This window comes from Bacillus sp. EB106-04-04-XG123 (assembly GCF_058791855.1).
In genome coordinates, this window is sequence record NZ_JBYTDZ010000005.1 from 220484 (window position 1) to 246888 (window position 26405).

Below are 26405 nucleotides of genomic sequence, written 5' to 3' on the forward strand. Positions count from 1 at the left end.
AAGAGGATCGCCTCTTTTTTCTATATGGAATCGGCTGAAACGGACGTAAACCCATTCATTAAGTATGCTATGATAGATGTAGACATATAAAAAAGGCGTGACCTGAAGTCCGCGCCTTTTATAAAGAGGATTAGCTAGGGTCTCTTAAATCCCATTTAACGGTTAAAATGACTTTCTCAGCACGCTTTTTCACTTGTTCATAGGATTCAGCCACGTGCTCATTTAGAAGCTGAATTTGTTCAGCAATAAAACCCGCTTCCATCTGAAAGCATGGCTCCTTTTGATAGGTGAGTCGATTGGATACTAGTGGACCTTCGAGCTCAAACTCAATTTCCTGTTTTTTCGAATGGACCATTGTGAGAGTCCCCCATCCGGCATCATGGAAAAATTCGGGGATCTTTTCCCATGACTCTTGAGGAAATTTACGAGCAAGCAGTTTACCCGCAAAATACATCATAGATGAATGGTCCTGACCAAGAATATCTGGCAGCAGAACTTCGCGTATCAGCTCGTAGGCAAATCCATTGACTTCAATTTCTTTTAGCTGTTCTAAGTTAGATTCGAATTTATTCATTGTACGGCTCCCCTCTTTCAACAATTTATTATAGCTTATGTGGGCATATGATGACAGAGTTTTCCCTGAAGTCTAAGAAATTCTTATTGTAGTAAAACGAATTTTGATTTAAAACTTTTAAATTTCGGAAAATTTTAATTTATGTACGCGGTTTCTTGACGCTTTTTTGACATAGGAGTAAAATGAAATTGTCAATAAATTTGAATAAAGTGCTTACAATTGAAAGAAGCGGGGGTAAGACAATTTTCAAGCAATTGCACTTTTTTTACTAGGGGGTAAAGTAATGTCGGGGAACAAAGAATTTTTTTATCGGAGATTGCATTCTTTGCTTGGCGTCATTCCGGTCGGTCTATTTTTAGTACAGCACTTAGTGATTAACCACTTTGCGACGGATGGACCAGAGGCGTTTAACAAAGCTGCACACTTTATGGAACAGCTGCCATTCAGGTACGCACTTGAGCTGTTCGTGATTTTCTTACCACTGATCTATCATGCTGTTTATGGGGTGTACATAGCCTTTACGGCACAAAACAACACGTCTCGCTTCAGTTACTTAAGAAACTGGTTGTTCAGACTGCAAAGGGTTTCAGGTATCATCACATTGATTTTTATCACTTGGCACGTATGGGAAACACGCATTCAAGCTCAACTTGGAGCTGAAGTCAACTACGACATGATGGCGAATATTTTAAGCTCTCCATTTATGCTAGGTTTCTATATTGTCGGCGTTTTATCTACTATTTTCCACTTTGCTAATGGCTTGTGGTCATTTGCTGTCAGCTGGGGAATTACGGTTTCACCACGCTCACAAAGAATCTCCACATTTGTGACATTAGGTATATTTATAGCGCTTTCATATGTAGGGCTAAGAGCAATTTTCGCTTTTGTTTAAGAGGAAATAGATTAGTAGAAGAGGGAGAGGGGCTACAATGAGTAATTCTAGCATCATCGTTGTCGGAGGCGGCTTAGCTGGTCTCATGGCAACTATTAAAGCAGCAGAAGCGGGAACAGCTGTTCAACTATTTTCAATCGTACCTGTGAAACGTTCGCATTCTGTATGTGCACAGGGCGGAATCAACGGAGCGGTCAATACAAAAGGTGAAGGGGATTCACCTTATGAGCATTTTGATGACACGGTATACGGCGGAGATTTCTTAGCCAACCAGCCGCCAGTAAAGGCAATGTGTGAAGCAGCGCCGTCCATTATCCACTTACTTGATCGCATGGGTGTTATGTTTAATAGAACACCAGAGGGATTATTGGACTTCCGCCGCTTCGGGGGAACACAGCACCACCGTACAGCGTTTGCTGGAGCTACAACAGGCCAGCAGCTATTATACGCACTGGATGAGCAGGTTCGCCGCTATGAAGTAGCAGGACTTGTCACGAAATATGAAGGCTGGGAATTCCTTGGCGCTGTTTTAGATGACGAGGAAGTGTGCCGCGGGATTGTCGCGCAGAACTTGACGACAATGGAAATTGAATCCTTCCGTTCAGATGCAGTCATCATGGCAACAGGCGGTCCTGGAATCGTGTTCGGTAAATCAACGAACTCCATGATTAACACTGGATCTGCTGCATCCATCGTCTATCAGCAAGGTGCGCATTATGCAAATGGAGAATTCATTCAAATTCACCCAACAGCGATTCCAGGAGATGACAAGCTTCGTCTTATGAGTGAATCAGCTCGTGGTGAGGGCGGACGAGTTTGGACATATAAAGACGGGAAGCCTTGGTATTTCCTTGAAGAAAAATACCCAGCATACGGGAACCTTGTACCGCGTGACATCGCAACACGTGAAATCTTTGACGTATGTGTCGAGCAAAAGCTTGGCATCAACGGAGAGAACATGGTATATCTTGATCTTTCTCATAAAGATCCAAAGGAGCTTGATATTAAGCTTGGCGGAATCATTGAAATCTATGAAAAATTCATGGGTGATGACCCGCGTAAGCTGCCGATGAAAATCTTCCCAGCTGTTCATTACTCAATGGGCGGATTATGGGTCGATTATGATCAAATGACGAATATCAAAGGTCTGTTCGCTGCCGGAGAATGTGATTACTCGATGCACGGCGGAAACAGGCTTGGTGCAAACTCACTTCTTTCTGCGATTTACGGCGGAATGGTCGCTGGACCAAATGCGGTGAAGTACATTAGCGGTCTTGAGAAGTCTGCGGAAGACCTTTCTTCTGCAACATTTGACAGTGCCGTGAAGAAAGAGCAGGAGAAATGGGACAACATCCTCAGCATGGATGGTACAGAAAATGCGTACGTGCTTCATAAAGAGCTTGGAGAATGGATGACGGATAACGTTACAGTGGTTCGTTACAATGACAAACTCTTAAAAACAGATCAGAAGATCGAAGAACTAATGGAGCGCTACAAGAAGATCAACATCAACGATACCGCATCATGGAGCAACCAAGGCGCTGCCTTCACGCGTCAGCTTGACAACATGCTTCAGCTGGCAAGAGTCATTACGATCGGGGCATATAACCGGAATGAAAGCCGAGGCGCACACTATAAACCGGAATTCCCAGAAAGAAACGATGAAGAATTCCTTAAAACAACGATGGCTACGTTCAAAGGGAAAAATCAAAAGCCTGCATTCCACTATGAGGACGTCGATGTATCGTTAATTGCACCTCGTAAACGAGATTACTCGAAGAAAAAGGTGGAGAAATAAGATGAGTGAAAAAAACACAATTCATTTCATAATCACACGTCAAGATACAGCAGATGGAAAGTCTTATGATGAGGAATTCGAAATCCCTTACCGTCCGAATATGAACGTCATTTCTGCACTCATGGAAATTAGACGTAACCCGGTTAATAAACAAGGTGAAAAAACAACGGCGATCAACTGGGATATGAACTGTCTTGAAGAGGTGTGCGGAGCTTGCTCTATGGTCATTAATGGAAAACCACGCCAGTCATGTACAGCCCTGATTGATAAGTTAGATCAGCCGATTCGTCTCCAGCCGATGAAGACATTCCCGGTCGTGAGAGACTTGCAGGTTGATAGAAGCCGTATGTTCAACTCCTTGAAAAAAGTAAAAGCATGGGTGCCGATCGATGGCACATATGATCTTGGACCTGGACCAAGAATGCCTGAGAAAAAACGTCAATGGGCGTATGAGCTTTCTAAATGTATGACTTGTGGTGTCTGCCTTGAAGCTTGTCCAAACGTGAATGATAAGTCTTCCTTTATGGGCCCTGCACCGCTTTCACAAGTACGTCTATTTAACGCACATCCGACAGGTGCGATGAATAAGTCTGACCGTCTAGAAGAAATTATGGGTGACGGCGGTCTTGCGAACTGCGGGAACTCTCAAAACTGTGTGCAGGCTTGTCCGAAAGGAATCCCGCTGACAACGTCAATTGCAGCACTTAACCGAGATACAACATTACAAGCTTTCCGTAACTTCTTCGGAAGCGATCACGCAGAATAACATCACATTCAGTCCTCTTTGCCAATCATGATGAGTGTTTACAAGAGGCTGGGTGGAACACAAAATAAACGCCTCTTCCAATATTGGGAGAGGCGTTTATTGATGAATAAGGAGATGATAAAGTGAGACTTCCGTCATATATTGAGGAACCGTTTGAAGAGTGGAGGGCATCTTTTCGATTTTATGTCGAAACGACTGTCCGTTTTTCAGAAACGGATATGTTTGGCCATATGAACAATGTCACCCCATTTGTGTATTTTGAAGAAGCACGGATTGTCTTTTTTCAAAAAACAGGAATTGTGGATAAACGAATGAAACGTGTGAAAGAGACGATTACAGTCGTGGCAAACCTGCAATGTGATTACATCAAACAGGTTGAGATAGGGGAGCGGCTTCGTGTGTATGTAAAGCCGGAAAAAGTCGGGTCAAGCTCACTTATCCTTCATTACTTAGGAGAAAACGAGCAGCAGGAACCATGCTTTACAGGCTCAGTCACCATGGTCCAAATTAATAAAGAAACAGGCGCTCCTGTCCCATTTACAGAGGAAGAAAAAGAGACATTTCAAGCTCAGCGAAATGGGTAGTATGCAGCCTCGTCAACGTGTAAGCTTCATTTTGTTATAATAAAAAGACCATATCAAGAAGAAACAAAAGGAGAACACATGAAGATTTTTCAATATGACACCATCGATAGTACAAATAATGAAGCGAAAAGGCTCATTCAGCAAGGAGAAAAACCTTCATTTGCTGTCTATGCACATCAGCAGACAGCAGGAAGAGGCAGGCTAGGCAGGCCGTGGGAAACGCCTGCAGGAAATGTCGCTGTGACCATGACAGTTTTACCGCCAGAAGAACTCTCCACCCAGTCAACGATTGCTCCGCTGACGGCACTAGCGATCTACGATGTACTTAAACCTCTCATAAGGGCTGAGGATCAGCTGGCGATTAAATGGCCAAATGATATTCTTATCAATGAAGCAAAGGTATCAGGCACATTGATTGAAGCGGACCGTACCGCTATTTATATCGGGGTTGGCATTAATGTGAAGACAAAGCCAGAGCATGTTCCGTACAAAACCATTTGCCTATCAGAGCTTACAGAGGTGAATGCCGATCAGCTTGTGAAGGAACTTGCAGCCGCTTTTGAAAAATATCATACACGCTGGAAGAATGAAGGGTTTGAAGCACTCACTGCCCTCTACAACAAACGGTTATATCGTCTTCATAAACCGCTGCGGATTTCGTTAGACCGTGAAAAACAAACATGGGAAGAGGGTATTTGCTGCGGGGTCAACCACAACGGTCATCTCCAGCTAAAAGATGAGAAAGGGCAGATAAAAGCTCATTCTGCCGGAGATATAGATGCACCGCTACAGCATTAAAAAAAGCAGACGATATTCTCGCCTGCTCAGCGTGTAGACAAACCCTCGCATTCGTTGTCAGGTCTGCGCTCCGGTGCTCACGAATGTCACATTCGCTCCGCTCCTGTGCTCGTCCTTCCTAGACTTCAAAGGTTTTCTATCACGCTGAAAAGAAGACAAAGGGCTAAAATCAAGATCATTTTAGCCCTTTGTCAACAATCTAAGCAGACGATGTTCTCGTCTGCTTTAAGCTTCTCTTTTAATCTGAGGCTGAATCACATAGTCTTGTTTTGTGAAGACAACTCCGTCTAGAATTTCTCTTGCGGTTCGAATAACTTTGACTCTGTTTTCAGAGGTGTCAATTTCAGTTTGCATAATACCAGCAGGATGCCCAATACGAAGGGTGTCATCTTTTCCTTGAAACAGCTGAGAAGGAAGCGTTTCATCTAAGAAACAGCTGGCTGTCACGCAGACAGAGCCGGTAATGGCAAGTGCTTGGTGCGGTCGTTGCATCGATAGCATACGAACGATAATGTCCATATCTTCTGCTCGTCTCAAGATGCCATTTGTATCTACATAATCAGTAGGCTCGCTAATGAGCGCAAGCTTTGGAACAGCTGGAGACTGTAATGTGGCCATTTCTTTTGGTGCAAAATGACACATTTCAGCAGCAAGGGAACGAATTTCTTCTAAATCATCCAGTAATTCGTCTGTAAACTCTTCAGGCAATTCAGTTCCTTTTAATTGAATATCTTTCGCGCGAATAAAGGCAATTGGATTTGCAATGTCAACGATCGAGATTGGAATCTCCCCAAACTTTGTTTGAATCGTATCAATTTTGTTTCCAGTCGGAAAGGTTTTACCTGTGACAGCGCCTTCAGGTTTCTCAAAGGATAAATAAATGGGAGAACCAGTTCCTTTTACGCCTGGAATTTCTGCCTGTCCTTCAAATTTTACTTCTCCATTTTCGACCTCGACCTCTGCCGTAATGACTTTATTTGTATTGGTATTGAGGATACGTACAGTCGTAATGGGCTCAACCGCTTGAACAAGTCCTTTAATGATCGCATACGGCCCAACGGCTGATGAGATGTTCCCGCAGTTTCCTTTAAAGTCGACATATCTCTCATTAATGCTGACTTGTGCAAATGTATAGTTCACATCCACATCCGGGCGTGTGGCTTTATCGATAATCGCCACTTTGCTTGTTAAAGAATTACCGCCGCCGATTCCATCGACCTGCAGCCGATCAGGGCTGCCCATAATGTCTAATAGAAATGCTTCGAGCTCATCGTGTTCATATGGTGCATTGTTAGCGTGAATGAATACCCCTTTGCTTGTACCGCCTCGCATGATTGTGATTGGAACTTTTCTCATTACTCTCACCCTCAATTTTTAATAAACTGTTTATCTAACCAAAATGGTAAAGTATAATAAGAAATAAGTTAAATACATTATTTTAAGAGAAATCAATAAAATTATTTTATAATTAGTAAAAAAGGAGGACAAACAATGGATGAAAAAGATTGGCGGTTTTTAAAGGTACTTTATGAAGAAAAGAACATCACAAAAGCGGCAGAAAAATTATTTGTCTCTCAGCCTGCCTTAAGCTATCGATTAAAACAGCTTGAAGAGGAGTTTGATATGAAGCTTTTCTTTAAAAGAAAACGAGGAATTGAATTTACATCAGAGGGCGAATACTTGGCTAAATATGCAAATGACATGCTCAAACAGCTGCAGCAAACAAAAGATGGTATGCTCAATATGCAAAAAAAGGTCAAAGGAACGATTCGGTTAGGGGTCTCAAGTAACTTTGCCCAGTATAAACTGCCAGAAATATTAAAAGAATTTTCTAAGCAGTATCCACATGTTCAATTTATGGTCAACACAGGCTGGAGCACAAAGGTAATGGATTTATTAGGAACATCAAGTGTGCATTTAGGGATTTTAAGAGGCGATTATGACTGGAATGGAGAGCGCTTTTTGCTCGATAAAGAGCGTCTTTGCATCATTTCAAAATCAGAAATCCAGCTAAAGGATCTCCCGAATCTGCCGCTCATTGACTATCATACAGACAGTTCATTGAAACGGCTGATTAACAGATGGTGGCAGGAAACTTTCACAATGCCTCCGCTTGTCACGATGGAGACAGACCGTCAGGATACATCAAAAGAGATGGTGAAGCATGGTTTAGGCTATGCCATTGTCCCAGAAATTTGCCTCAGACCAAGTGATGAGTTATTTGTAAAAGGTCTTTCGTATAAAGATGGACAGCCTGTTTTAAGAGATACATGGCTCATGTACCAGCCAGACTCACTTCATTTGTCTGTTGTGAAAGCGTTCATTGAGTTTTTAAGAAATCAGCAAGGTTGATTATAAAAGAAATTTATTGAATATACGAAAAAATCGATATTTTCATTATAAAAAAAGCTATTATATCCTTGAAATAGAAAGCGCTAACATATAGATCGCAAGTGCAAGGGGGCGCTTGCAGATCATGTAAAGAAGAGGATGGAGGGATATAAAGTGCTAGCTATTTTAGGGATCTTGATGGTCTTGACATTTACATTTCTCATTATGACTAAACGTATGCATCCGGTGGTGGCTCTAACCGTTGTACCTATCATATTTGCATTGATCGGTGGCTTTAACAAAGGATTAGGGGACATGATGCTTGATGGACTGAAAACTGTTGCACCATCAGCTGCTTTATTGTTATTTGCGATTTTATTCTTCGGTGTCATGCTGGATGCTGGATTGTTTGATCCTCTGATTAAACTCATTCTACGTATTGTAAAAGGTGATCCTGTCAAAATTGCTTTTGGGGTAGCGATTTTGTCTATGCTTGTTGCATTAGATGGTGACGGAACAACAACGTATATGATTACCGTATCAGCTATGCTGCCACTTTTCTTAAGAATTGGGATGAACCCATTAATTTTAGGAACAATTTCATTATTATCATTAGGAATTATGAGCGGAATGACGCCATGGGGCGGCCCAGCTACTCGTGCTATCGCGGCGCTTGGATTAGATGCAGGCGAATTTTTCATTCCATTACTCCCAACGATGGTTGGAGGCGGTCTTTTTATACTTTTTACTGCTTACGTACTTGGAAAAAAAGAAAGAAAACGGATTGGGATTGCAGAGATTCAGTACAAAGAAGAGCCGTCCATTTCTCCTGAATTGGCTGCGTCAATTGAGGATGGAGTAGCCGATATCAAAAGGCCGAATCTGATTTGGATTAACTTCTTCCTTACAATTGCTGTCATGGTCACACTAGTCATGGATATCATCCCAATTCCTGTACTTTTCTTAATTGGATTTGTCATCGCTCTCATGATTAACTATCCAAAGGTTGAAGATCAGCGTGAGCGAATTTTATCGCATGCAGGAAACGCATTAACGGTTATCACACTTGTATTTGCAGCAGGAATTTTCACAGGGATCTTCTCAGGAACAAAGATGGTTGAGGCCATTGCCCATTTGGTCATTTACATGATTCCAGATTCCTACAGCTCATTTTTCCCGCTGATTGTTGCTTTGACGAGTATGCCATTTACATTTATTCTTTCAAATGATGCTTACTATTTCGGGGTGCTGCCGATCTTGGCTGAAGCCGGCGCAGCTTACGGGATTGATCCGGTGGAGATTGCACGTGCTTCTATCATAGGACAGCCTGTCCACTTACTGAGCCCACTTGTGGCTTCAACGCTGCTGCTTGTTGGTATGCTGAACAAAGATATTGGTGATTTGCAAAAATACGCACTCCTATGGACCGTGTTAACTGCCCTTTTTACAACACTTATTGCATTGTTAACAGGCGCCATTACAATCTTTTAAATACCACGTAAAAAAGGACGATGTCTCGGTGAGGAGACTCGTCCTTTTTTGCGTGGCTGAAAGCGCAGTAAATTGGACGCTGATATGCGGGATTTCTTGATTTTAACGTCACCTACCTCAGGTACCCGGCATATGATATCTCGACTATACAGAATCCCATTCTATAGAGACTAGAGCTCTCACCTTAGCAAGGAGGGTTACAATACTTGAAGGAGAAAGAGTTTCAATCCAAGCCGCTATTAACCAAAAGAGAAAGAGAAGTATTCGAATTGCTCGTCCAAGATAAAACAACAAAAGAAATTGCAAGCGAGCTTTTTATTAGCGAAAAGACTGTTCGAAATCATATTTCGAATGCCATGCAAAAGCTAGGAGTTAAAGGCCGCTCACAGGCCGTAGTCGAGCTTCTGCGTATGGGTGAGCTAGAGCTCTAAAGTCAGCCGGTTTTCCTTCCATATCGGGAAGGAACCGGTTATTTCTATATGGTTTCCATGAGTCTCTTCTTGCATTTTCTTTGAAAAACGAGGAAAATAGACATGTACGTTTTAATCAAAGTGAGATGCTATAGTGAGGTATCAATAAAATGGAAACGAATGAGTCTGGCCATGTTGCAGAGATTGAAAAATCATTGCGCCACATTGCTGCAATTATTAAGCAAAAAGGCAGAGAAATCCTGAATCAATATACGATTACACCTCCACAATTCATCGGGCTTCAGTGGCTTTATGAATTCGGAGATATGACAATAGGTGAGCTGTCACAAAAGATGTATTTGGCTTGCAGCACAACCACTGATTTAATTGATAGAATGGAAAAAAGTGAACTTGTCGAACGGGTGAAAGATCCATCTGATCGCCGCGTGGTTCGCATTCATTTATTGCCTGAAGGCGAGAGGATCATTCAAGAAGTGATTGCTAAACGCCAAGAATACGTCAGTGAACTTCTAGGGGCTTTCTCAGAAGAAGAAGCCATCGTTTTCAACCAATCCTTAACGAAACTACAGCAGCAAATGAAAAGAAAATGAGGCGATTTTGTTGGATCAACCAATCGGCGTCATTGATTCCGGCGTCGGCGGTTTAACCGTTGCAAAGGAAATCATGAGACAACTGCCAAAAGAAAACATCATTTATGTAGGCGATACAAAACGATGTCCATATGGCCCTCGTAAAGAAGAAGAAGTTCTTCAATATACTTGGGAAATGGCGCACTACTTATTAAAACACCACCATATTAAAATGCTCGTCATAGCGTGCAACACAGCAACGGCGATTGCACTGGACGAAATCAAAGCAACGCTTGATATTCCGGTCATTGGCGTGATTCAGCCCGGCGCCCGTACAGCGATCAAGGTGACAAACAATCAGCACATTGGCGTTATTGGCACCGTCAATACGATCAAAAGCGAGGCATACAAAGAAGCGCTACTGTCACTAAAAGCAGGTCTAACGGTTCAAAGTCTGGCGTGTCCGCTCCTTGTCCCATTTGTGGAAAGCGGTACTTTTTTAGATCAGACAGCAGAGGCAGTGGTGAAAGACTCCCTTGAACCAATGAAAGAAACAGGAATTGATACACTTATTCTTGGCTGCACACACTATCCGATTTTAAAAGAGCCGATTCAGCGCTTTATGGGCAGTGAAGTAAACATCATTTCATCAGGGGATGAGACAGCGAGAGAAGCGAGTACGATTCTTTCATATAAAGGGCTGTTAAATACCTCTAAAGAAGCACCTGTCCATACATTTTACACAACAGGACAGCAGCAAAATTTCCAAAACATCGCTCGTGACTGGTTTGGCTACCTGCCAGGAAAGGTCGAAACCGTGTCACTTGAACACATCTATCAGCAATAACCCCTTCTACTTGAAGCGGGTTATTTTTTTATGAAAAGGGTCTAATCCTCGGGGGGAGCTCGTATACATAGTAGTACAAACTACTAGAGGAGGGTGAAGTATGCTGAAAAAAGGATCTACAGCAGCTGTTACGTGTATCGCGTCAGCCATGCTTTTGTCAGGATGCGGATTGTTTCAAACAGACCAAGCGAAAACAGAGATTGATCCACCACAAAACGTCACATATGTGAAAGAAAATAAAGAAGACAAACAAACAGCCAAAGAAGGAAAAGAAGAGAAGCAGGCAGATACGGTGATGAGAGAATTATATTTAATTGATAAAAACGGGTATGTCGTATCTCAATCCATTCCGCTGCCGAAAAATGAAGGAAGTGCCAAACAAACCCTTGAATATCTCGTGGACGGGGGACCTATTTCTAACCTAATGCCGAATGGATTCAGAGCAGTGTTACCTGCTGACACGAGCGTATCTGTCGATATTAAAGATGGAACGGCTATTGTGGATTTTTCAAATGAATTTAAAAACTATAAAAAAGAAGACGAACAGCGAATCCTGCAATCTGTTACTTGGACGTTAACGCAGTTTGATTCCATAGCCAAAGTCAAATTGAAGATGAATGGACATGAACTAAAAGAAATGCCAGTGAAAGGTACACCTATCTCAGATGATTTAAGCAGAGAAGACGGGATTAATATTCAGCACGAGGCTGCCGCTGATATGACTTCAACAAAGCCTGTTACTGTCTACTATTTAGCTGAATCTGATGAACAGACCTACTACGTTCCGGTCACCACAAGAGCACCAAAAGACGAGGATGATCCGATTACAGCAGCAATTGATGAGCTCGTCTCTGGACCAAGCAAAAAAAGCCATCTGCTTACAGACTTTGACCAAGATGTGAAGCTGAATGATGTACCAAAAGTAAAAGATGGACATGTGACACTTGATTTCAACGAATCTATTTTTGGCAGTGCAGATGAAAAGAAAAAGGTCATTTCACAAAAAGTTCTTGATAGCATTGTGCTCACATTAACCGAGCTGCCGGACGTCAAAAGCGTATCTGTTAAGGTCAACGGCAAGGCTGAGCTTGTGAACGAAAAAGGAGCAGAGCTCACAAAGCCGGTTTCACGACCAGAACAAGTGAATACAGGTAGTTTTTAACGTCACACATTGATATAATGGAGAAAAAGAGGCATGCATATTCGCTGCCTCTTTTTTATTCCGAGCGGTTAGAACAAGCCGAGGTTGTCAAAGTTAGTAGGAGAACCCCGCTGGCATACGCGCGGAATGTATATCGTAACGGAGGTAAAACATGAGATTAGATGAAAGACAATATGACGAATTGAGAAAAATTGAAATAGAGGCAGGCTACATCACGCACCCAGAAGGCTCTGTCTTAATCTCAGCGGGAAATACGAAGGTGATTTGTAACGCATCGATCGAAGACCGCGTACCTCCTTTTTTAAGAGGAGAAGGAAAAGGCTGGATTACAGCAGAATATAGCATGCTTCCAAGAGCAACTGCACAAAGAACGATAAGAGAATCATCTAAAGGAAAAGTCACAGGACGTACGATGGAGATTCAGCGTTTAATTGGACGAGCACTCCGCGCAGTCGTTGACTTAGAAAAGCTTGGCGAACGCACGATTTGGATTGATTGTGATGTCATTCAAGCAGACGGTGGTACACGCACAGCGTCCATCACAGGTGCTTTTGTTGCCATGACACTCGCGATTCAAAAGCTGCGAGCTGAAGGAGTCATCAAAGAAAATCCGATTACTGATTATTTAGCGGCGATATCCGTCGGAATTGATTCTCAGCAAGGTCTTCTGTTAGATTTAAACTATGAAGAAGATTCTTCTGCTGAAGTAGATATGAATGTCATCATGACAGGCGCTGGCCGTTTTGTTGAACTTCAAGGCACAGGTGAAGAAGCGACATTCTCAAGAGAACAGCTAAACGGACTGCTTGATTTAGCCGAAAAGGGCATCAAAGAATTAATCGAAAAGCAAAAAGCAGTAACAGGAGAAGTCATCGAATAAAGAGAAGGGTTTGATCAGGATGAAAACAGCCATCATTGCAACGCACAATGCGGGCAAAGCGAAAGAATTCAAAGCCATTCTTGAGCCAAAAGGATTCACGGTCAAAACACTAGCAGACATTGGCTTTACTGAAGAGATTGAAGAAACAGGACAAACCTTCGAAGAAAATGCCATCATCAAAGCGGAGGCCATTCAAGCCAAAGCAGGTGAAATGGTCATTGCAGACGATTCCGGTCTGTCGATTGATTATCTAGGCGGGAAACCTGGCGTGTATTCAGCGAGATACGCAGGTGAGCATAAAGATGATGCGGAGAATGTGGAAAAAGTGCTGAGCGAACTTCAAGGCATTGAAAAAGAAGACCGCACAGCCAGATTCAGATGTGCCCTTGCTGTCAGCATACCGGGAAAAGAAACAAAAACGGTAGAAGGATCAGTAGAAGGCTTCATTGCAGAAAAACCAATCGGCGAAAATGGCTTCGGATACGACCCAATTTTCATCGTCAAAGACAAAGACCAGACGATGGCCGAGTTATCACCAGAGGAGAAAAACAAGATCAGCCATCGAGCGGTCGCGCTTCAAAAGCTTTCATCACTGCTAGACGCAAATGAATAAGGGGGAATGAAGCCATGAAGATACTCATTATTAGTGACAGTCATGGACTCACAGACGAACTTCAAACCATTGCCAAACGGCATGAGGCTGAAGTCGACATGATGATCCACTGCGGAGATTCAGAACTCGAAACGAACCACCCAGCACTCGAAGGATACAAAGTCGTCAAAGGAAATTGTGACTTTATGGGCGATTTTGAAGAAGAGCTCCTGCTCCCACTTGATGGAGGCGGAAAACTATTTCTCACTCACGGACATCTGCATGGCATCAAACAATCCTTACTTCAAGTCTACTACCGTGCAGAAGAGCTAGGCGCAGACATTATCTGCTTTGGCCACTCGCACATCCCGGGCAGTGAACTGCTAAGAGGAAAACTCCTCATTAACCCAGGCAGCGTGCACCTGCCAAGAGTGCGAAAAGAGCGCAGCTATGCTATACTGACACTAGATGGAAGCGAAGCAAACGTACAGTTTTTCACGGACGAAGGTCAGGTCATACAAGACCTCGAAAACACTGTCACATTGGAAGGTATTTCATAAGGGTGCAGCATTTGCCCCTTATGAAAAAACTTTCGAAAAACCGTTGACTTTAAAGAACAATAGTAATATAATAAATCTTGTCGCTGAGGTAATACACCACAGCACACTACATAACAACATGTCCCAGTAGCTCAGCAGGATAGAGCAACGGCCTTCTAAGCCGTCGGTCGGGAGTTCGAATCTCTCCTGGGACGTCATAATACTTACATATAAACGGTGTTAATGCCGTATTGTATAAGCCTTTTAATTCGTTAGTTGAAACGGTCGAAGAATCGGTCAACAAACAAATTAGGAGGTTTATTTTTTATTTCAAAAAGAAAAAAACATTAACTGTGAAAACTGATCTTTCTGACATTTTCAACGCAAAACAAGAGTGCAAAGTTATGCAAGGTTATCCAGTAGAAAAAGTACTTGCAGCTGTCCTTCGTCAAATGAAGGTAGCAGGACTAAGAGAACGCACATTAAGTATTTAAGAGCTTCATGTGAACCATTTCAATGAATTCGCTGGAGTAAAAGTAATTGAGGAATTGACAGCAGACCATATTTATTTATGGTTGTCTTCTATGAATGTTAGCAATCAAACAAAATTAACTCGGCTAAAATGCCTGAAGGCTTTTTTCAGCCGTTGTTTTAATAATGCTTGGATTGAAGTTGATTTTTTGAACAATCTCAAAATAAAAGTCGATAATCTAGTAAAAAAAGAGAAACTGATCGAGAAATAAAAATATTACTTTCCATGCTTGAATTAAATCAACCAAATATAAAAATACTTGCTAAAGCATTAGTAGACATTTATATAGACGGAATTAGACCAACTAGGGATAACCAAGAGAGTTGTATTGGAGAGATAGTGAACTTTACTGAAAATAAATATCTATTGGTGAAAATTTAAAGCTTTCCCTTGTGGAGAGCTTTTTTCTTTGTAAACTACTAGCCTAAAGTGTCCTTTTTTGTAATAATTTGAATTATATGTTGGAGATAGAGATTGGGGGAATACTTTTGTTAAATAAACGGACAATCCACACTTTTTATGACTTACTAACAGGCTACGGCACACTTGCAACCATTCAAAAGCTTTTTGAATGTGAATACATTTTTGAAGCTGAAAATCATGTTTCCACTTTAAGTGGACAAAGACGTTTACTTGCTGACTCTTACGTTTCTTCTATTAATTTAAATAATCCTAGCGATCTACGAAAATTGTTCAATGTAATCGAAATGTTCTACCTCGAAAATGAAGAAAACGAATACTTTCAAAACGATACAACTTGGAAGCAATTTGTAAAGTTGTTAGAACGCGATGGCTATGCTTTTGCAAATGGGAAGGTTCAATATGAAAACTCTACATTCATTCCACATGAACTTGAGAGCTTCACTGGGGAGTACAACATTCAACACGTTGAGAATGATTGGAATAGAGCTTTAAGTCAAGCAAAGACTGATCCAGAAGACGCAATTACTGCAACAAGAGCAATGGTTGAAAGTACATTGAAATGGATTCTAGACGACATTGGAGAAGAATATAAAGAAACGGACAACTTGAACCAATTATATAAGAAGGTTGCTCAATTGCTTAATATGTCTCCAGACCAACATGGTGAAGAAATTTTTAAACAAGTTCTTGGTTCAATTAATGGGGTTGTAACAGGACTTGGAGCATTGAGAAATGCTTACGGTGACTCACACGGTAAGGGGAAAATCTATTATAAGCCAAGTGAACGACACGCAAAATTTGCAATCAATTTAAGTGGAACACTTTGTATTTATCTTTTAGAAACATACTTGGTCAGTAGAAAGACTCCTTCAACTAAGTGAGCAAAGAGGTGAGGAATTTATGGCAGCAAAAGACGAACATTTAGCTCTCAGTTCTGGTATTGGTTTAGCAGGATTAGCTGTTTCGAATTTTTGGGATTATAGTTCAGAAGCATTTTCTTGTTTCAAAGACGAAATTATTGAGAGTATTGTTAAACCAAATAAAATGACGGCAATTCATCACTATTTGTACTTCTTTCAAGACATTGAAGATGAATTGGACAAAATATATAAAAACGTCGACGAGCTAGAATGGATTTATAACTTCATGGTGAGAACACTTGAAGGAGTAAACTTGCAACCAAACATACCGACTCCAGTCTTTAAAAGTTGTAAAGACGAATATCATGAAGAATGTAATTGTAGAGATATTGTTGAACAGCTAATGGACTACATAAATGAACACCAAGAAGAAATTGATGAACTGATTGTTCACGCAGCATTTCAATTTATTTTTCAGGATAGAAAGTTCTTGCATGATTTTCATTTGGAGCTTTCTGCATTTATTCAAAAACACATGGACGAAATTGAGGAGCAATATCCAGCGTATGTTACAAGTAAGAAACGGATTAAACGAGTTTACTTTCCGAAATGGTTGACCGAAGCTGTTTTTTATCGAGACAAAGGAACTTGCTCAAATCCAGCATGTCGTTGTGACCTTTCCAACTTGATCAGAACACAAAACACAAAGCACATTGACCATATTGTTCCATTGGACTTGTATGGCAGCAATGACGCTTCCAACTTTCAGTTGTTGTGTCAACCATGTAACACTTCAAAAGGAGCAAGGTCGACTGCGAGTAGTTCGGTAAATGCACCGTATTGGAATTTAGATAAGCCAGATAAAGTGTAAGGAGGGAGAACGAATGAGCGAACAGGTTCAGTTGAACGTGTGGTTACCTAAACATAAAAGAGAGCAATTCATTTTAATTTATAAAAAATTGCAAGAAAAGTTCGGTACAACAATGGAGACCCTTTTTAATGATATTGAAGGTTCTGCAAATGATTATAAAGAAAGATTGGCTGAAGAATACGGAACTGCCTACAATTATGAAATCGTTGACCCTAGTCACATTTTTGACCAAATTGAAATGGAATCTTACGAGTATTCCAAAGCTGAAAAACTCATGGAATACAATTTCCAATTATCGTTGTTAGCAACAGCATATCAAATTTTTGAGCAGCAATTGAGAGGATTTATTTATTCGGAGCTAAACCATAGAACAAGTCCTATTAGAACAAAAGAGGAATTTTCAAAGTTTGGTTTTAATATGCGTCAAATAAAAGAAGCCTATGAGTTTTTGAATTACGATTTGACTAAGACTTCTCAATGGGAAACGGTTGAACTATTAGCTGATCTTGTGAACACATACAAACACGGAGACGGACGTTCTGCTAATAGGTTGTATAAAAAGAATCCAGACTTGTTCTTAAAAGGTTACTTTGGTGACGAGAGAATAATGGACGTAGAGCTAACAACCAATGGTGAGATTGTTTTCGACATTGAGAAGGTTGGTTTTGAGGAATACACAAAAGCATTAATTGGATTTTGGGAAGACTTTCCTGAACACTTAAATCCTATTGTGACAATTGATTAAATGTAAGACTATTTTCTCTCTTTAATCGTTCTATGCAAGAAGAACGCCGCATCTTGATTATGCTCTACATGCACGCCGTAGAAATGTATAATTATGAAATTTGTGCTGACTTTGCTCTAAGCAGGCAAGGGAAAAATAAAGCTATAGATAGATCAGTGGCATACCGCATTCTTAGAGAAGCGGCAGAACAAGTGAACATTACTGAAATAGGCACGCACACATTAAGGAAGACCTTCGGCTACCATTTTTATAAACAGACAAAGGATGTGGCCATGCTGCAAGAAATATTCAATCATTCTAGTCCAGATTTCACATTGAGGTACATCGGAATTAATCAAGACAATATGGATTACGCAATGATGAAGTTTAAGATATAATTGTTAAAATATTACTGCACCAAAAAATATCTTAGAGTGCAGTCGTTAAAGAGGCTTAGAAATACCTTTATGTATCAAGCATTACAGCGATTTCGCGAGTACAACACGCTATGTGTTATGGTGTAGTGATAAGGAGAGAAATATTGATGTCTATAAAGATTGAAATTCCTCAAATGATATTCAGTTTTAAAAAGGATGAACTGCACAACATCCCGAATCGGAGCGGGATATATATCATCTTTGGATGTAACGATGACGTTTTGTATGTTGGTAAGGCGAAAGAATTGAGAGGAAGAGTGAAAGGTCATTTCGCAGGGACAACATCGCTGAAAGATGTGGCTCATAACTTTTATGAAGTGAGTGGTTTCTTTTGTGATGATGAAACGGAAAGAGACATCTATGAAACATACATAATCAATATATTGAAACCTAAATTAAATATTGAAAAGGCATATACCTATAAAACTTCAAGGTTCGATGATGTATTTCTAAGTGAAGAAGCTAAGCAGCGTAGTTTGGAGAAGCTGAAGAGAATTGATGAGTCAATGGATCAGTTTGGACTTTAATGTGAAAATGGTGGGAGGGACTACTTTGTTTAAAGAAGAAGATTTCTGCAAGTGTCAGGATAATCCAGGAGTTTATACGGTAAATGGAGAATGGGGTTACTGGATGCATTGTACAAAATGCGAAAGGCCATTAGAGGATGAATTTTATTATTATAATGAACCTGAATTATATTGATTTGAAAAAGGCACACTTTTGGCACGATATTGGCAAAGCATTTTGTCTGAGAGCGGTTATGATGGTATTAGGTGATAAATTGAGAGCGACTTCCATTACGGAGTCGTTTTTCGTTCGACAAATTTTGCGAAGTCTTAAAATATAATGTGTTTTTCCGATATTAAAGTTGGAGGTGCATGTATGAGTTTAAATAAATATATAACAAGTTTATCTACATATATCAAATTGATTAATGACTTAAACGGGGAACAGACAAATAAAATATTAACTTTTTTCACAAGCTGCGGGAGGATTGAAGGAAGAGTTTGAAGTTAATGCAAATTTTGAGGATGAAGATTTTGATAATGAATTATTAAAAACATATAGAGGAAAATCAAATTAATGCTTACGCTGTTACGGATTTTACTTATAAGGTAATCATGGAGGAAGAGCAAAACTTTGCTATCTATTTAGAGGATGTTACTCTCAGCCAAGGAATTAATACTTATAAAGTGAACACTTTTGTTTTATTTACAAATCAAATAATTGGAATTGTACCTGGAGAATTTAAAAAATAAATTAAAAAGGTTTAATAAGTTTACTTTTCTCCTAATTTAAAGAATATATATGGACTAAAGCCCTTGAAAGTTAAGGATGCTTAAAAAACAATGATGTTGAAATAAATACATTATGTGGTAAAATAATTATAAAGACATATTGTTCAAGGTGTTGAGGTTGGGGTTGGATAATTTTTATGGTTTTAGAATGTGTTATTCATGGGTAGTGTACTTGGTATTATGTGGTACTCTGAATAACGTTGATAGCGAAACTGCAATTTTAAATACATTTGCCTTATTTGTGCTACCATTTGCATTGGATTATTATAATCAACAACCCGTAACTAGAACAAATCGGCTAAGAGTTGCTATTTGTATGTGGGGATCAATAATTTTAGTGGCACTTTTCTTAGGGTTACATATGAGTGGTATTGATGTTAGTTTTGTTAAACAGACTTGGTTAAAATGGGGCTTGGCTATTGTGATGGTTACTTTCCCAATTGCATCTATTATTGATTGGATTACCTTTAGTTCAGCTGAGGAAATGAAAAGTCGAGTACAGATAAGAAATGCTTATAGAGAAAATATCGAGAAACTTAATGAAACAAATGCTGAGAGAGTAGAATTTTACAACAAGGAAAAAAATAGACCCTCAAGGAAGCGTAGCACTAGACCTAGAACGTCAAGAACGGGAACAGCTAATGATTAGGAGGTTGTGAGATGATGTATTTTGTATGTTTTGCCTTACTTTCATTTTATTTAGCCTTAATCCTTGGCACTAGAGAAAAGTTCAAACAAAATAACATAATCCTTAGTAATCTTAAAGGTGTCATAATACTTCCGGGACTAATTCTGTTTTTACATTTAGTTCATCTTATAAAAAACATTTTTGAAGGTAACTGGAAATTAGCGAAAGTGATTTCAAAACGTATAATCAATTACCCGATATATTTAGGAGAATTAATTGAAATTATTCTTGAAAGAGAAGCCTACAGAGTAAGTATCCAGAGTGAAAAGATAGTTAGTTATAAGAAAAGGAAAAAAGCTAAAAAACAAACAAAAAAATTAGATATAGATAGCTCATTTTTATATCACTTGTCTAAGGACTCTGGAGAGTTTCTTACTACTGGATAAAAGCATTCAATTATTGAATGCTTTTTTTATTTTGCTTGAAAAATTTATTGTGCTAATTTGACATAATGATTGTGTAGATAAATGACTATTTCAGTTATATAATGTATTTAAAAAAAGAATGGGGAATTATGGTGTTAGATAAAAAAATAGGAATTGGACATTTTGTATACACTACTATTATTGCGCTCTTAATCATTACTTTTACATTAGTGTTAGCGTTTGGTGATAATAAAGATGCGGGAAATCAAGTTAATGTTATGGCTACAGGAATTTCTATAATTTTAGCTGTTATAGCTATTTTAATGACATTAGTTGATGTTGCTGGTCAAAGGCAGTCAATCATTGATATCAAAGAAACCGCTGAAAAATTAATGGAAAATCAACAAGCTTCAGATGAAGCTTTAGAAAAATCAATTGAAACATTAGATTTTTTAAGCAATTTTAGAGAAGAAATGCTATCTTCGGTTTCTGAATTCAAAGATTTGACAGAAGAAAGATTAAAAGAATTACTAAGTAAGGAAACAATAGATAAAAGTGATTTGGATGTGGCTCTAAGAGATATCTCTAGAGAAACATCACAGCTAGATTCAAAATTAAGAACTACAAAAAGTATAAATTCTTTATTTAATATAAAGATGTCTACAGTCACCAATATTTACAAGGATGTAATTGAAACATTATATCCGGATGAAAGTGTATTCAGTGTTAAAGTTTCCGAATTTTTGGCTAAGGTTGAATCAAAATATGGCGAAAAAACTTCTGAAAATATGTTGAGTTTTATGAGGAGTAAGGGCTACGTATTGTTTCATCATGATGACAGTGAAGAACATGTATATATTGGTCCGATTAGATATAGATAATTGAAACATATTTTAAATTTAAATAATGGCACACTTTTGGCACGATCTTGGCAAAGCATTTTGTCTGAGAGCGGTTATGATGGTATTAGGAAATAAATTGAGAGTGGCTTTCATTGAGGAGGTCGCTTTTTTTTACATTTTATCTGGAGTGTTATAAATGTTTATTTCATGTCGATATAAAAAATGGAGGTAGATATGAATATAGAATTAATAGTTAAAAGAATTTCGAATTTATTTATTTTGTTGGAAGCTAACCCAAAAGTAGAAACCACAAATGAATTTGATTTTAGAAGCTTAATAGCCCCTTTGATTGCATTAATTGGATCAATTATTGTAGGTGTTATTTCAAAAAAAGCTTCAAATGCTTCAGTTGCTATGTCTAAATCAATTCGGAGAGCAAAATTTAAAAGCGCTGGATAAGAATAGGTATATAGAAATTGTAAGTAAGAACAGAGCAAAATGGATTGAAGATCTTAGAAAAACAATGACAGAATATAACGATTCAATTTATTTGATAAGAATTGAGATGAATAAGTTAGTAGATGGGGAAGATTTAACCTGTGAGAGGATTAAAAGGTTAGAATCGTGTAAAGTCAAAATAGCTCACAACGCTGGTAAATTAACGTTAATTTTAAATCCTGCTGAAATAGTATCTAAAAAACTTTTTCTGAAACACAAAGAAATTTTTGAATTACTTTCTATAGTACCTAATGATATCTATGAAAAATATAATGATGATATAATTGATGAATTATTTTGGATGTTGTGTACATAGAAAATGTTATTCTGAAAGCTGAATGGAGAAGATTAAAGATGGAAGTAGATGAAGGGCGTGAGCTAGAAAGTAAAGAATTTTCAAAAGTATTACTTGATGTTGCAAAAGAGCTAGATGAAAAAAGATTTCCAATGATCTTTACATAAGTTAAAGAAAGGCACCTTATTGGTGCTTTTTTATTTTGGGGAGGGACACAAGGTGGACGACTCACTCAGGGAACTAATCATTAACACAGCAATTGGACACGCAATAAGGACAGACCAATTGTATAACGGACTTAAAGCACTTAATAAAAGGGGATGCATATGGACAGATGGGGAGATCATCAGGGGGTTAGGCATGCTCGGTTCTTACGGTGTGAGGGATAGGCAAGCTATAGCCAGCCTCCTACATGTCAGCCAGACTCTGCCCTATGAAGCAGCTCGATCCTATCTAGCATCATATCAAAGGGAGTACAGGTAGTTTTATGCCGTACAGAAAGTAGGGCATCTTCATGCCTATGTTTTGTTTGCAATGATAGATCAGAGGGAAGCTGGTGAATCCAATGCCACTTAAACCATTGAGAGAGTGTAAGGTGCGAGGGGGCAGGGAGTTAACAAGGGATGGTTATTGGCCTACCCATGCTGATGGCAAGCAACAGGAAGCGAAGTATTACAACAAACATGTTCGAGATAAACAATCAACAAGTTTCTATAAATCACGAGAATGGGAACAGACAAGACAACTTGTTCTAATGCGAGACAATTACCTTTGTCAAAGCTGTTTAAAACTAGAGCGTTTCATACCTACTGACATGGTTCATCACATATTGGAATTAGACTTAAACAACCTTGAAAGCATGTGTATATCACGTCTGCTTCTGAATATCACGATGGGTAACAATAGTAAACTGAAAAGCCCTTCCATAATAATGAAGGGACTTTTTTGTTATTTAACATGATCGATGTTAGTATCTACTTCCGAGATCCATTTTTTTGTTGTGGTTGTTTTGTATTTGCCGTTAACATATATTTTTGTGGTTGCTTGGTATTCAGCTTTAGTATACTTCTTAATCCATCTATACTTTTGTACTGCTTTTAATTTTATTTCACCTTTTGCCGAGACATAACCAGATACCATCCCAGCAAACGCAGCAGCTGCAGCAGGTCCAAGCTGTAAAGTTGCGGTTAAGTATCTTGTAAGATGAAACATCCCATAGGTGGCAGCTGATGCAACTACATAAGAAGGTATAGTGTAATTAGATGAGAATTGTCCGTCCCATTTTGCTCGAGCTTCCAATTCATTATTTAATAAGTTCTCATTAGTAACATATAGGGAAGGTTCATAGTTTATTTGATTTTTAGAAATCACTTCATTCTGCTGCGCCAATAAAGGAGTGCTGCTGACAGAAAGCATTAACACCAAAGACAAACTAACAAGAAACAAAGATCTAAAGATTTTCATCAACCTTCTTTTTGTAAAAAATGTAATTTATTTCATTATAATCAAAAAAGTGTTTTAATTCCAACTTTTATGTAATAAAATGTATATGATTTAAACAAAGGGGTGAGATGGCGGTGAAGCATTTTTTAATGGCAATCGTAGTAGCTATCATTGTGGGGATCATTGTTTATGTTGCAGATAATCGTTTAGGTATGTTTCCGTTGATGCTAATTTTAGCAGTTGCGATCTATATCGTAAGCAGGATTAGTGAATCATTGATAAAAAAATACTCCAAAGAAAATAGTTAATTACACAGCCCCTCCCACTGGAAGGGCGTTTTTTAATGAACCTTCATTTTTTCTTCTCTTTATCTCATTCTAATACAACATTAATTAAGACAAGCTTCTTAACAGCCTTACGAATCTCCTGCTCAGTTATCCAAGGTTTATCTAAGCCTGATCAATTTTCCCAAAGGTCAACTCAAGCGCAATTATTCACCATTTATTTTCAACTAATGAAACAGACACCGCAGAGATTAATGTTAAATAGAAAGAACATTCTTTCTCTAACTTAAAAAATTAAGGTGTATAGTAGAAGGAGAATATGAAACGAGTAAGGGGGAATTCTAGGGTGTACAATATCAATCCAACAAACCTACTATATGAAAATGGAGAGACAACAAACCGCTCAGAAGGTAAGCAATTATTTGTAAAACAAATAGGCCATTTAGAGATCACGAGCGGTCATATCGTTGCCTGTGATCCTTTGTTTCAGAAGGTGACCAATCTTTTACGAGGAAGGTTGCTCAAGGGAAATATTCTCTTCTACTTGTAATTAAGCGGTTAGAAAGTGGAGACGAACGGCGTAGCCTATGCAATGATCAAGTTTACAAACGAGCAAGCAGTAGAATGGGAGCTTGTCACAAGAGCGGGGCAGGAACTCAAACATTTGAAAGAAGACGAATTTTACGGTTACGGTGTGAATACCGGTATGGGCTGTTTCATGGATACGGAATCAGCATTATATTTGACAAGCTTATGAGAATAAACGAAATAAAGAGGACAAAGATTTTTATTTTTATGAAGAATTTGCAGAAGCGCTTAAGCAAAACTACAAACACACATGGGACTGGCTCGTCACCCATTTTCATGACAAGGTAGATATTGCCATGTTTACAACAGGCTTCGGTGACGGGATGTACCCAAGCTTTTTGGGACTGGATGAAAACGGGGAACCTGCTTGCCTTGTGACGGATTTTCTTATAATGAGTTGATGAGAAAAACCCATGAAACTATGGGTTTTTTATTTGTTTCTGAAGATAGTGTATTTATAGAAATCGTGAAGGAGATAAAGTTTAAATAAATAAAATTTGAACGGAAGAAAAATAGATAAACATACAACGATTAGTGAATCGGGTATTAGATAATAAAGTGTTAAATTATTAAAAATATAACAAAAGTATGAAGAAAGTCATGAACAAACCGATAAATGTTGGGTATACAATTTTAAGGAGTGATTTTCTTGAAAAAATTAGGATTAATATTCTTCTTATTTATCTCGTCATTAATTTATCCGTTACATTCAGTTAAAGCGGACACAGTAGAATGGAAAGAACAAGCAGATTTGCCAGAGGCACGTGTTGGTGCTAGTAGTGGAGTAGTTGACGGCAAGATATATATCATAGGTGGTCAGGGGCCAACTCAACGACAAGGTGCAGATCAAACTTTTGTTTATGATCCTGAGAAAAATGAATGGTCAAGTAAAACTTCAATGCCAACTCCTAGATATGGGGCTGCTACGGCGATTTTAAATGACCAAATATATGTTATAGGTGGAATGTCTACAGATGGAGTAGTAAAGACAGTTGAAGTTTATAATACTAAAAATGATTCGTGGGAAAAGCTTGAAGATATTCCGTTGGAAACAAAAGTCTCACCATATAGAATATATGCGAGCAGTGTAAAAGGGAAAATTTTAGTTGTCGCAAAAGAGGGTAACTATCAAATGAAAACATACAGCTATGACCCAGACACGAAAAAATGGGAAAAGAAAAGTTCTTTAGATTATATTGTGACTGCCGGAACGTTAAATGAGATAGATGGTAAGTTATATTTATCTGGAGGGACAGAGGCTTTAAATAAAATGATCGGTGAATACGATCCTGACACAGATACGTGGATGAAAAAGCAAGGTGGTTGGTCAGCGGGGTATTATGCGACAGCTGTTTACAATAATAAAGTTTTACTTACAGGCGGAACTGCTAGATTATCGGTACATGATGTAATTTTAGGAACATGGTATAGTGTTCAAACACCTAAAACCTTTTATAGAAAGGGACATTCCGCTGCTATTGTCAATGATAATCTTTATATCATTGGGGGAGAAGAAAACACAAATGGTGATGTGCCTCGTGCAAGAGAGAAATTTAAATCTGTCTTATCAATCTCTCTAAAAGAAGCATTACCTCAAGAAAACAACACAGAAACCCCAGGCGACAAAGACCCAGAACCAACCACACCACCAAAAGACGATACAACAGATGAAGACGGCGATGCCCTTCTCGTCATCACAATGGTCAATGGCTTACAGAAAGAGTATGACCTTTCAATGAAAGAAGTCAACGCCTTCCTATCATGGTACAAAAAGCGTGATGCCGGAGAAGGACCAGGTTTTTATGAAATTGATGAGCATGACAATAACAAAGGTCCATTTGAAAGTAAAAAGGATTATGTAGTGTTTAAAAACATTCTCATGTTCGAAGTCAATAAATATAAGAAGTAATTGAAATCGAAGCCATCTAGTCCGACTAGGTGGCTTTTGCGTTAGCTCAACAGCTTTCAGCAATTTTAAGGCAAATTTAAGCTCGGATTTCATT

At 38.9% G+C, this 26405-nt stretch carries 31 protein-coding genes, 1 tRNA gene and 2 pseudogenes; 31 read left to right on the forward strand and 3 right to left on the reverse strand.

The window, feature by feature from the left end:
* Positions 1-130: 130 nt before the first annotated feature.
* Entirely contained in the window at positions 131-574 is a 444-nt protein-coding gene (locus tag AC3WTB_RS16065; RefSeq protein ID WP_024423214.1) for a YslB family protein, read from the reverse strand.
* 283 nt (positions 575-857) lie between these two features.
* Between AC3WTB_RS16065 and AC3WTB_RS16070 the strand changes: the two genes are divergently transcribed.
* The 5 genes from AC3WTB_RS16070 (at position 858) to AC3WTB_RS16090 (ending at position 5412) form a co-directional block, all read left to right on the forward strand.
* Entirely contained in the window at positions 858-1466 is a 609-nt protein-coding gene (locus AC3WTB_RS16070) for a succinate dehydrogenase cytochrome b558 subunit (protein ID WP_039180486.1), read from the forward strand.
* Positions 1467-1503: 37 nt separating this feature from the next.
* Positions 1504-3264 (forward strand): succinate dehydrogenase flavoprotein subunit, encoded by a 1761-nt coding sequence (sdhA, locus tag AC3WTB_RS16075; RefSeq protein ID WP_048239041.1) that lies wholly within the window; start codon positions 1504-1506, stop codon positions 3262-3264.
* A 1-nt stretch (position 3265) separates the two neighbouring features.
* Positions 3266-4030, forward strand: coding sequence for a succinate dehydrogenase iron-sulfur subunit (sdhB, locus tag AC3WTB_RS16080; protein ID WP_047202633.1), 765 nt, complete (start codon positions 3266-3268; stop codon positions 4028-4030).
* Between the two features lie 122 nt (positions 4031-4152).
* Positions 4153-4614 (forward strand): acyl-CoA thioesterase, encoded by a 462-nt coding sequence (locus AC3WTB_RS16085; protein ID WP_492333962.1) that lies wholly within the window; start codon positions 4153-4155, stop codon positions 4612-4614.
* A gap of 78 nt (positions 4615-4692) precedes the next feature.
* Complete coding sequence (locus AC3WTB_RS16090) at positions 4693-5412, forward strand: biotin--[acetyl-CoA-carboxylase] ligase (protein WP_039180477.1); 720 nt, start codon at positions 4693-4695, stop codon at positions 5410-5412.
* A gap of 225 nt (positions 5413-5637) precedes the next feature.
* Here the strand turns inward: AC3WTB_RS16090 and AC3WTB_RS16095 are convergent, their stop codons facing one another.
* Entirely contained in the window at positions 5638-6768 is a 1131-nt protein-coding gene (locus tag AC3WTB_RS16095; RefSeq protein WP_492333963.1) for a 2-methylaconitate cis-trans isomerase PrpF family protein, read from the reverse strand.
* A gap of 135 nt (positions 6769-6903) precedes the next feature.
* Between AC3WTB_RS16095 and AC3WTB_RS16100 the strand changes: the two genes are divergently transcribed.
* The 21 genes and pseudogenes from AC3WTB_RS16100 to AC3WTB_RS16200 all read left to right on the forward strand — a co-directional run bounded on the left by AC3WTB_RS16100 (position 6904) and on the right by AC3WTB_RS16200 (position 23048).
* Positions 6904-7764, forward strand: a complete 861-nt coding sequence (locus AC3WTB_RS16100; RefSeq protein WP_024423208.1) for a LysR family transcriptional regulator — start codon at positions 6904-6906, stop codon at positions 7762-7764.
* Between the two features lie 153 nt (positions 7765-7917).
* Positions 7918-9234 carry a CitMHS family transporter gene (locus AC3WTB_RS16105; RefSeq protein ID WP_047202680.1) on the forward strand — a complete coding sequence of 439 codons (1317 nt, stop codon included), beginning with the start codon at positions 7918-7920 and terminating at the stop codon, positions 9232-9234.
* 206 nt (positions 9235-9440) lie between these two features.
* The gene (gene gerE, locus AC3WTB_RS16110; RefSeq protein ID WP_003184172.1) at positions 9441-9665 is read left to right on the forward strand and encodes a spore germination transcription factor GerE; all 225 of its coding nucleotides are present in this window, start codon (positions 9441-9443) and stop codon (positions 9663-9665) included.
* 149 nt (positions 9666-9814) lie between these two features.
* Positions 9815-10255 carry a MarR family winged helix-turn-helix transcriptional regulator gene (locus tag AC3WTB_RS16115; protein ID WP_024423206.1) on the forward strand — a complete coding sequence of 147 codons (441 nt, stop codon included), beginning with the start codon at positions 9815-9817 and terminating at the stop codon, positions 10253-10255.
* 7 nt (positions 10256-10262) lie between these two features.
* The gene (gene racE / locus AC3WTB_RS16120; RefSeq protein WP_099663515.1) at positions 10263-11081 is read left to right on the forward strand and encodes a glutamate racemase; all 819 of its coding nucleotides are present in this window, start codon (positions 10263-10265) and stop codon (positions 11079-11081) included.
* Positions 11082-11181: 100 nt separating this feature from the next.
* Positions 11182-12243 (forward strand): GerMN domain-containing protein, encoded by a 1062-nt coding sequence (locus AC3WTB_RS16125; protein ID WP_492333964.1) that lies wholly within the window; start codon positions 11182-11184, stop codon positions 12241-12243.
* 151 nt (positions 12244-12394) lie between these two features.
* Positions 12395-13123, forward strand: coding sequence for a ribonuclease PH (rph, locus tag AC3WTB_RS16130; RefSeq protein WP_024427165.1), 729 nt, complete (start codon positions 12395-12397; stop codon positions 13121-13123).
* 10 nt (positions 13124-13133) lie between these two features.
* Complete coding sequence (locus AC3WTB_RS16135; protein ID WP_162860205.1) at positions 13134-13736, forward strand: XTP/dITP diphosphatase; 603 nt, start codon at positions 13134-13136, stop codon at positions 13734-13736.
* A gap of 14 nt (positions 13737-13750) precedes the next feature.
* Positions 13751-14275, forward strand: coding sequence for a YfcE family phosphodiesterase (locus tag AC3WTB_RS16140; RefSeq protein WP_039180464.1), 525 nt, complete (start codon positions 13751-13753; stop codon positions 14273-14275).
* Between the two features lie 120 nt (positions 14276-14395).
* Positions 14396-14469: transfer RNA gene (locus tag AC3WTB_RS16145), tRNA-Arg, on the forward strand.
* 805 nt (positions 14470-15274) lie between these two features.
* Complete coding sequence (locus AC3WTB_RS16150; RefSeq protein ID WP_368774588.1) at positions 15275-16090, forward strand: abortive infection family protein; 816 nt, start codon at positions 15275-15277, stop codon at positions 16088-16090.
* A 19-nt stretch (positions 16091-16109) separates the two neighbouring features.
* A complete protein-coding gene (locus AC3WTB_RS16155) occupies positions 16110-16940 on the forward strand; it encodes an HNH endonuclease (RefSeq protein WP_492333965.1) in 831 nt (276 codons plus the stop codon).
* Positions 16941-16953: 13 nt separating this feature from the next.
* Complete coding sequence (locus AC3WTB_RS16160; protein WP_404527422.1) at positions 16954-17685, forward strand: hypothetical protein; 732 nt, start codon at positions 16954-16956, stop codon at positions 17683-17685.
* Positions 17686-17804: 119 nt separating this feature from the next.
* Positions 17805-18062, forward strand: a pseudogene (locus AC3WTB_RS16165) (tyrosine-type recombinase/integrase); the annotation flags it as partial.
* 146 nt (positions 18063-18208) lie between these two features.
* Positions 18209-18628, forward strand: a complete 420-nt coding sequence (locus AC3WTB_RS16170; protein ID WP_404527420.1) for a nucleotide excision repair endonuclease — start codon at positions 18209-18211, stop codon at positions 18626-18628.
* 895 nt (positions 18629-19523) lie between these two features.
* Complete coding sequence (locus tag AC3WTB_RS16175) at positions 19524-20048, forward strand: hypothetical protein (protein WP_230030483.1); 525 nt, start codon at positions 19524-19526, stop codon at positions 20046-20048.
* A gap of 11 nt (positions 20049-20059) precedes the next feature.
* A complete protein-coding gene (locus tag AC3WTB_RS16180) occupies positions 20060-20473 on the forward strand; it encodes a hypothetical protein (RefSeq protein ID WP_404527416.1) in 414 nt (137 codons plus the stop codon).
* Between the two features lie 131 nt (positions 20474-20604).
* Positions 20605-21333 (forward strand): hypothetical protein, encoded by a 729-nt coding sequence (locus AC3WTB_RS16185; RefSeq protein WP_423358258.1) that lies wholly within the window; start codon positions 20605-20607, stop codon positions 21331-21333.
* Positions 21334-21528: 195 nt separating this feature from the next.
* Positions 21529-21753 (forward strand): hypothetical protein, encoded by a 225-nt coding sequence (locus AC3WTB_RS16190; RefSeq protein WP_404527413.1) that lies wholly within the window; start codon positions 21529-21531, stop codon positions 21751-21753.
* Positions 21695-22108: a hypothetical protein gene (locus tag AC3WTB_RS16195; RefSeq protein WP_492333966.1), complete on the forward strand. Its 414-nt coding sequence runs from the start codon at positions 21695-21697 to the stop codon at positions 22106-22108. Before AC3WTB_RS16190 ends, AC3WTB_RS16195 begins: the two co-directional genes overlap by 59 nt.
* A 544-nt stretch (positions 22109-22652) precedes the next feature.
* A complete protein-coding gene (locus AC3WTB_RS16200; RefSeq protein ID WP_404527410.1) occupies positions 22653-23048 on the forward strand; it encodes an HNH endonuclease in 396 nt (131 codons plus the stop codon).
* Here the strand turns inward: AC3WTB_RS16200 and AC3WTB_RS16205 are convergent.
* Positions 23036-23551, reverse strand: coding sequence for a hypothetical protein (locus tag AC3WTB_RS16205; RefSeq protein ID WP_404527407.1), 516 nt, complete (start codon positions 23549-23551; stop codon positions 23036-23038). The genes AC3WTB_RS16200 and AC3WTB_RS16205 overlap by 13 nt on opposite strands.
* Before the next feature lie 107 nt (positions 23552-23658).
* On the opposite strand from AC3WTB_RS16205, the gene AC3WTB_RS16210 reads away from it, so the two are divergent.
* The 5 genes and pseudogenes from AC3WTB_RS16210 to AC3WTB_RS16230 all read left to right on the forward strand — a co-directional run bounded on the left by AC3WTB_RS16210 (position 23659) and on the right by AC3WTB_RS16230 (position 26311).
* Positions 23659-23838 (forward strand): hypothetical protein, encoded by a 180-nt coding sequence (locus tag AC3WTB_RS16210; RefSeq protein WP_423358261.1) that lies wholly within the window; start codon positions 23659-23661, stop codon positions 23836-23838.
* Positions 23839-24160: 322 nt separating this feature from the next.
* Complete coding sequence (locus AC3WTB_RS16215; protein ID WP_404527403.1) at positions 24161-24364, forward strand: hypothetical protein; 204 nt, start codon at positions 24161-24163, stop codon at positions 24362-24364.
* Between the two features lie 15 nt (positions 24365-24379).
* Positions 24380-24571 carry a DUF4241 domain-containing protein gene (locus AC3WTB_RS16220; RefSeq protein ID WP_404527400.1) on the forward strand — a complete coding sequence of 64 codons (192 nt, stop codon included), beginning with the start codon at positions 24380-24382 and terminating at the stop codon, positions 24569-24571.
* Between the two features lie 16 nt (positions 24572-24587).
* Positions 24588-24803: pseudogene (locus AC3WTB_RS16225) on the forward strand (DUF4241 domain-containing protein); the annotation flags it as partial.
* 239 nt (positions 24804-25042) lie between these two features.
* Positions 25043-26311 (forward strand): Kelch repeat-containing protein, encoded by a 1269-nt coding sequence (locus AC3WTB_RS16230; RefSeq protein WP_423358263.1) that lies wholly within the window; start codon positions 25043-25045, stop codon positions 26309-26311.
* Positions 26312-26405 lie beyond the last annotated feature (94 nt).

What these genes read in the sequence shown, in the direction of transcription:
- AC3WTB_RS16065 (WP_024423214.1), bottom strand. Translation starts at nt 574, where the DNA reads ATGAATAAATTCGAATCTAACTTAGAACAGCTAAAAGAAATTGAAGTC.
- AC3WTB_RS16070 (WP_039180486.1), top strand. Translation starts at nt 858, where the DNA reads ATGTCGGGGAACAAAGAATTTTTTTATCGGAGATTGCATTCTTTGCTT.
- sdhA (WP_048239041.1), top strand. Translation starts at nt 1,504, where the DNA reads ATGAGTAATTCTAGCATCATCGTTGTCGGAGGCGGCTTAGCTGGTCTC.
- sdhB (WP_047202633.1), top strand. Translation starts at nt 3,266, where the DNA reads ATGAGTGAAAAAAACACAATTCATTTCATAATCACACGTCAAGATACA.
- AC3WTB_RS16090 (WP_039180477.1), top strand. Translation starts at nt 4,693, where the DNA reads ATGAAGATTTTTCAATATGACACCATCGATAGTACAAATAATGAAGCG.
- AC3WTB_RS16095 (WP_492333963.1), bottom strand. Translation starts at nt 6,768, where the DNA reads ATGAGAAAAGTTCCAATCACAATCATGCGAGGCGGTACAAGCAAAGGG.
- AC3WTB_RS16100 (WP_024423208.1), top strand. Translation starts at nt 6,904, where the DNA reads ATGGATGAAAAAGATTGGCGGTTTTTAAAGGTACTTTATGAAGAAAAG.
- AC3WTB_RS16115 (WP_024423206.1), top strand. Translation starts at nt 9,815, where the DNA reads ATGGAAACGAATGAGTCTGGCCATGTTGCAGAGATTGAAAAATCATTG.
- AC3WTB_RS16125 (WP_492333964.1), top strand. Translation starts at nt 11,182, where the DNA reads ATGCTGAAAAAAGGATCTACAGCAGCTGTTACGTGTATCGCGTCAGCC.
- rph (WP_024427165.1), top strand. Translation starts at nt 12,395, where the DNA reads ATGAGATTAGATGAAAGACAATATGACGAATTGAGAAAAATTGAAATA.
- AC3WTB_RS16140 (WP_039180464.1), top strand. Translation starts at nt 13,751, where the DNA reads ATGAAGATACTCATTATTAGTGACAGTCATGGACTCACAGACGAACTT.
- AC3WTB_RS16155 (WP_492333965.1), top strand. Translation starts at nt 16,110, where the DNA reads ATGGCAGCAAAAGACGAACATTTAGCTCTCAGTTCTGGTATTGGTTTA.
- AC3WTB_RS16160 (WP_404527422.1), top strand. Translation starts at nt 16,954, where the DNA reads ATGAGCGAACAGGTTCAGTTGAACGTGTGGTTACCTAAACATAAAAGA.
- AC3WTB_RS16170 (WP_404527420.1), top strand. Translation starts at nt 18,209, where the DNA reads ATGTCTATAAAGATTGAAATTCCTCAAATGATATTCAGTTTTAAAAAG.
- AC3WTB_RS16180 (WP_404527416.1), top strand. Translation starts at nt 20,060, where the DNA reads ATGATGTATTTTGTATGTTTTGCCTTACTTTCATTTTATTTAGCCTTA.
- AC3WTB_RS16190 (WP_404527413.1), top strand. Translation starts at nt 21,529, where the DNA reads ATGAATATAGAATTAATAGTTAAAAGAATTTCGAATTTATTTATTTTG.
- AC3WTB_RS16195 (WP_492333966.1), top strand. Translation starts at nt 21,695, where the DNA reads ATGCTTCAGTTGCTATGTCTAAATCAATTCGGAGAGCAAAATTTAAAA.
- AC3WTB_RS16200 (WP_404527410.1), top strand. Translation starts at nt 22,653, where the DNA reads ATGCCACTTAAACCATTGAGAGAGTGTAAGGTGCGAGGGGGCAGGGAG.
- AC3WTB_RS16205 (WP_404527407.1), bottom strand. Translation starts at nt 23,551, where the DNA reads ATGAAAATCTTTAGATCTTTGTTTCTTGTTAGTTTGTCTTTGGTGTTA.
- AC3WTB_RS16210 (WP_423358261.1), top strand. Translation starts at nt 23,659, where the DNA reads ATGGCGGTGAAGCATTTTTTAATGGCAATCGTAGTAGCTATCATTGTG.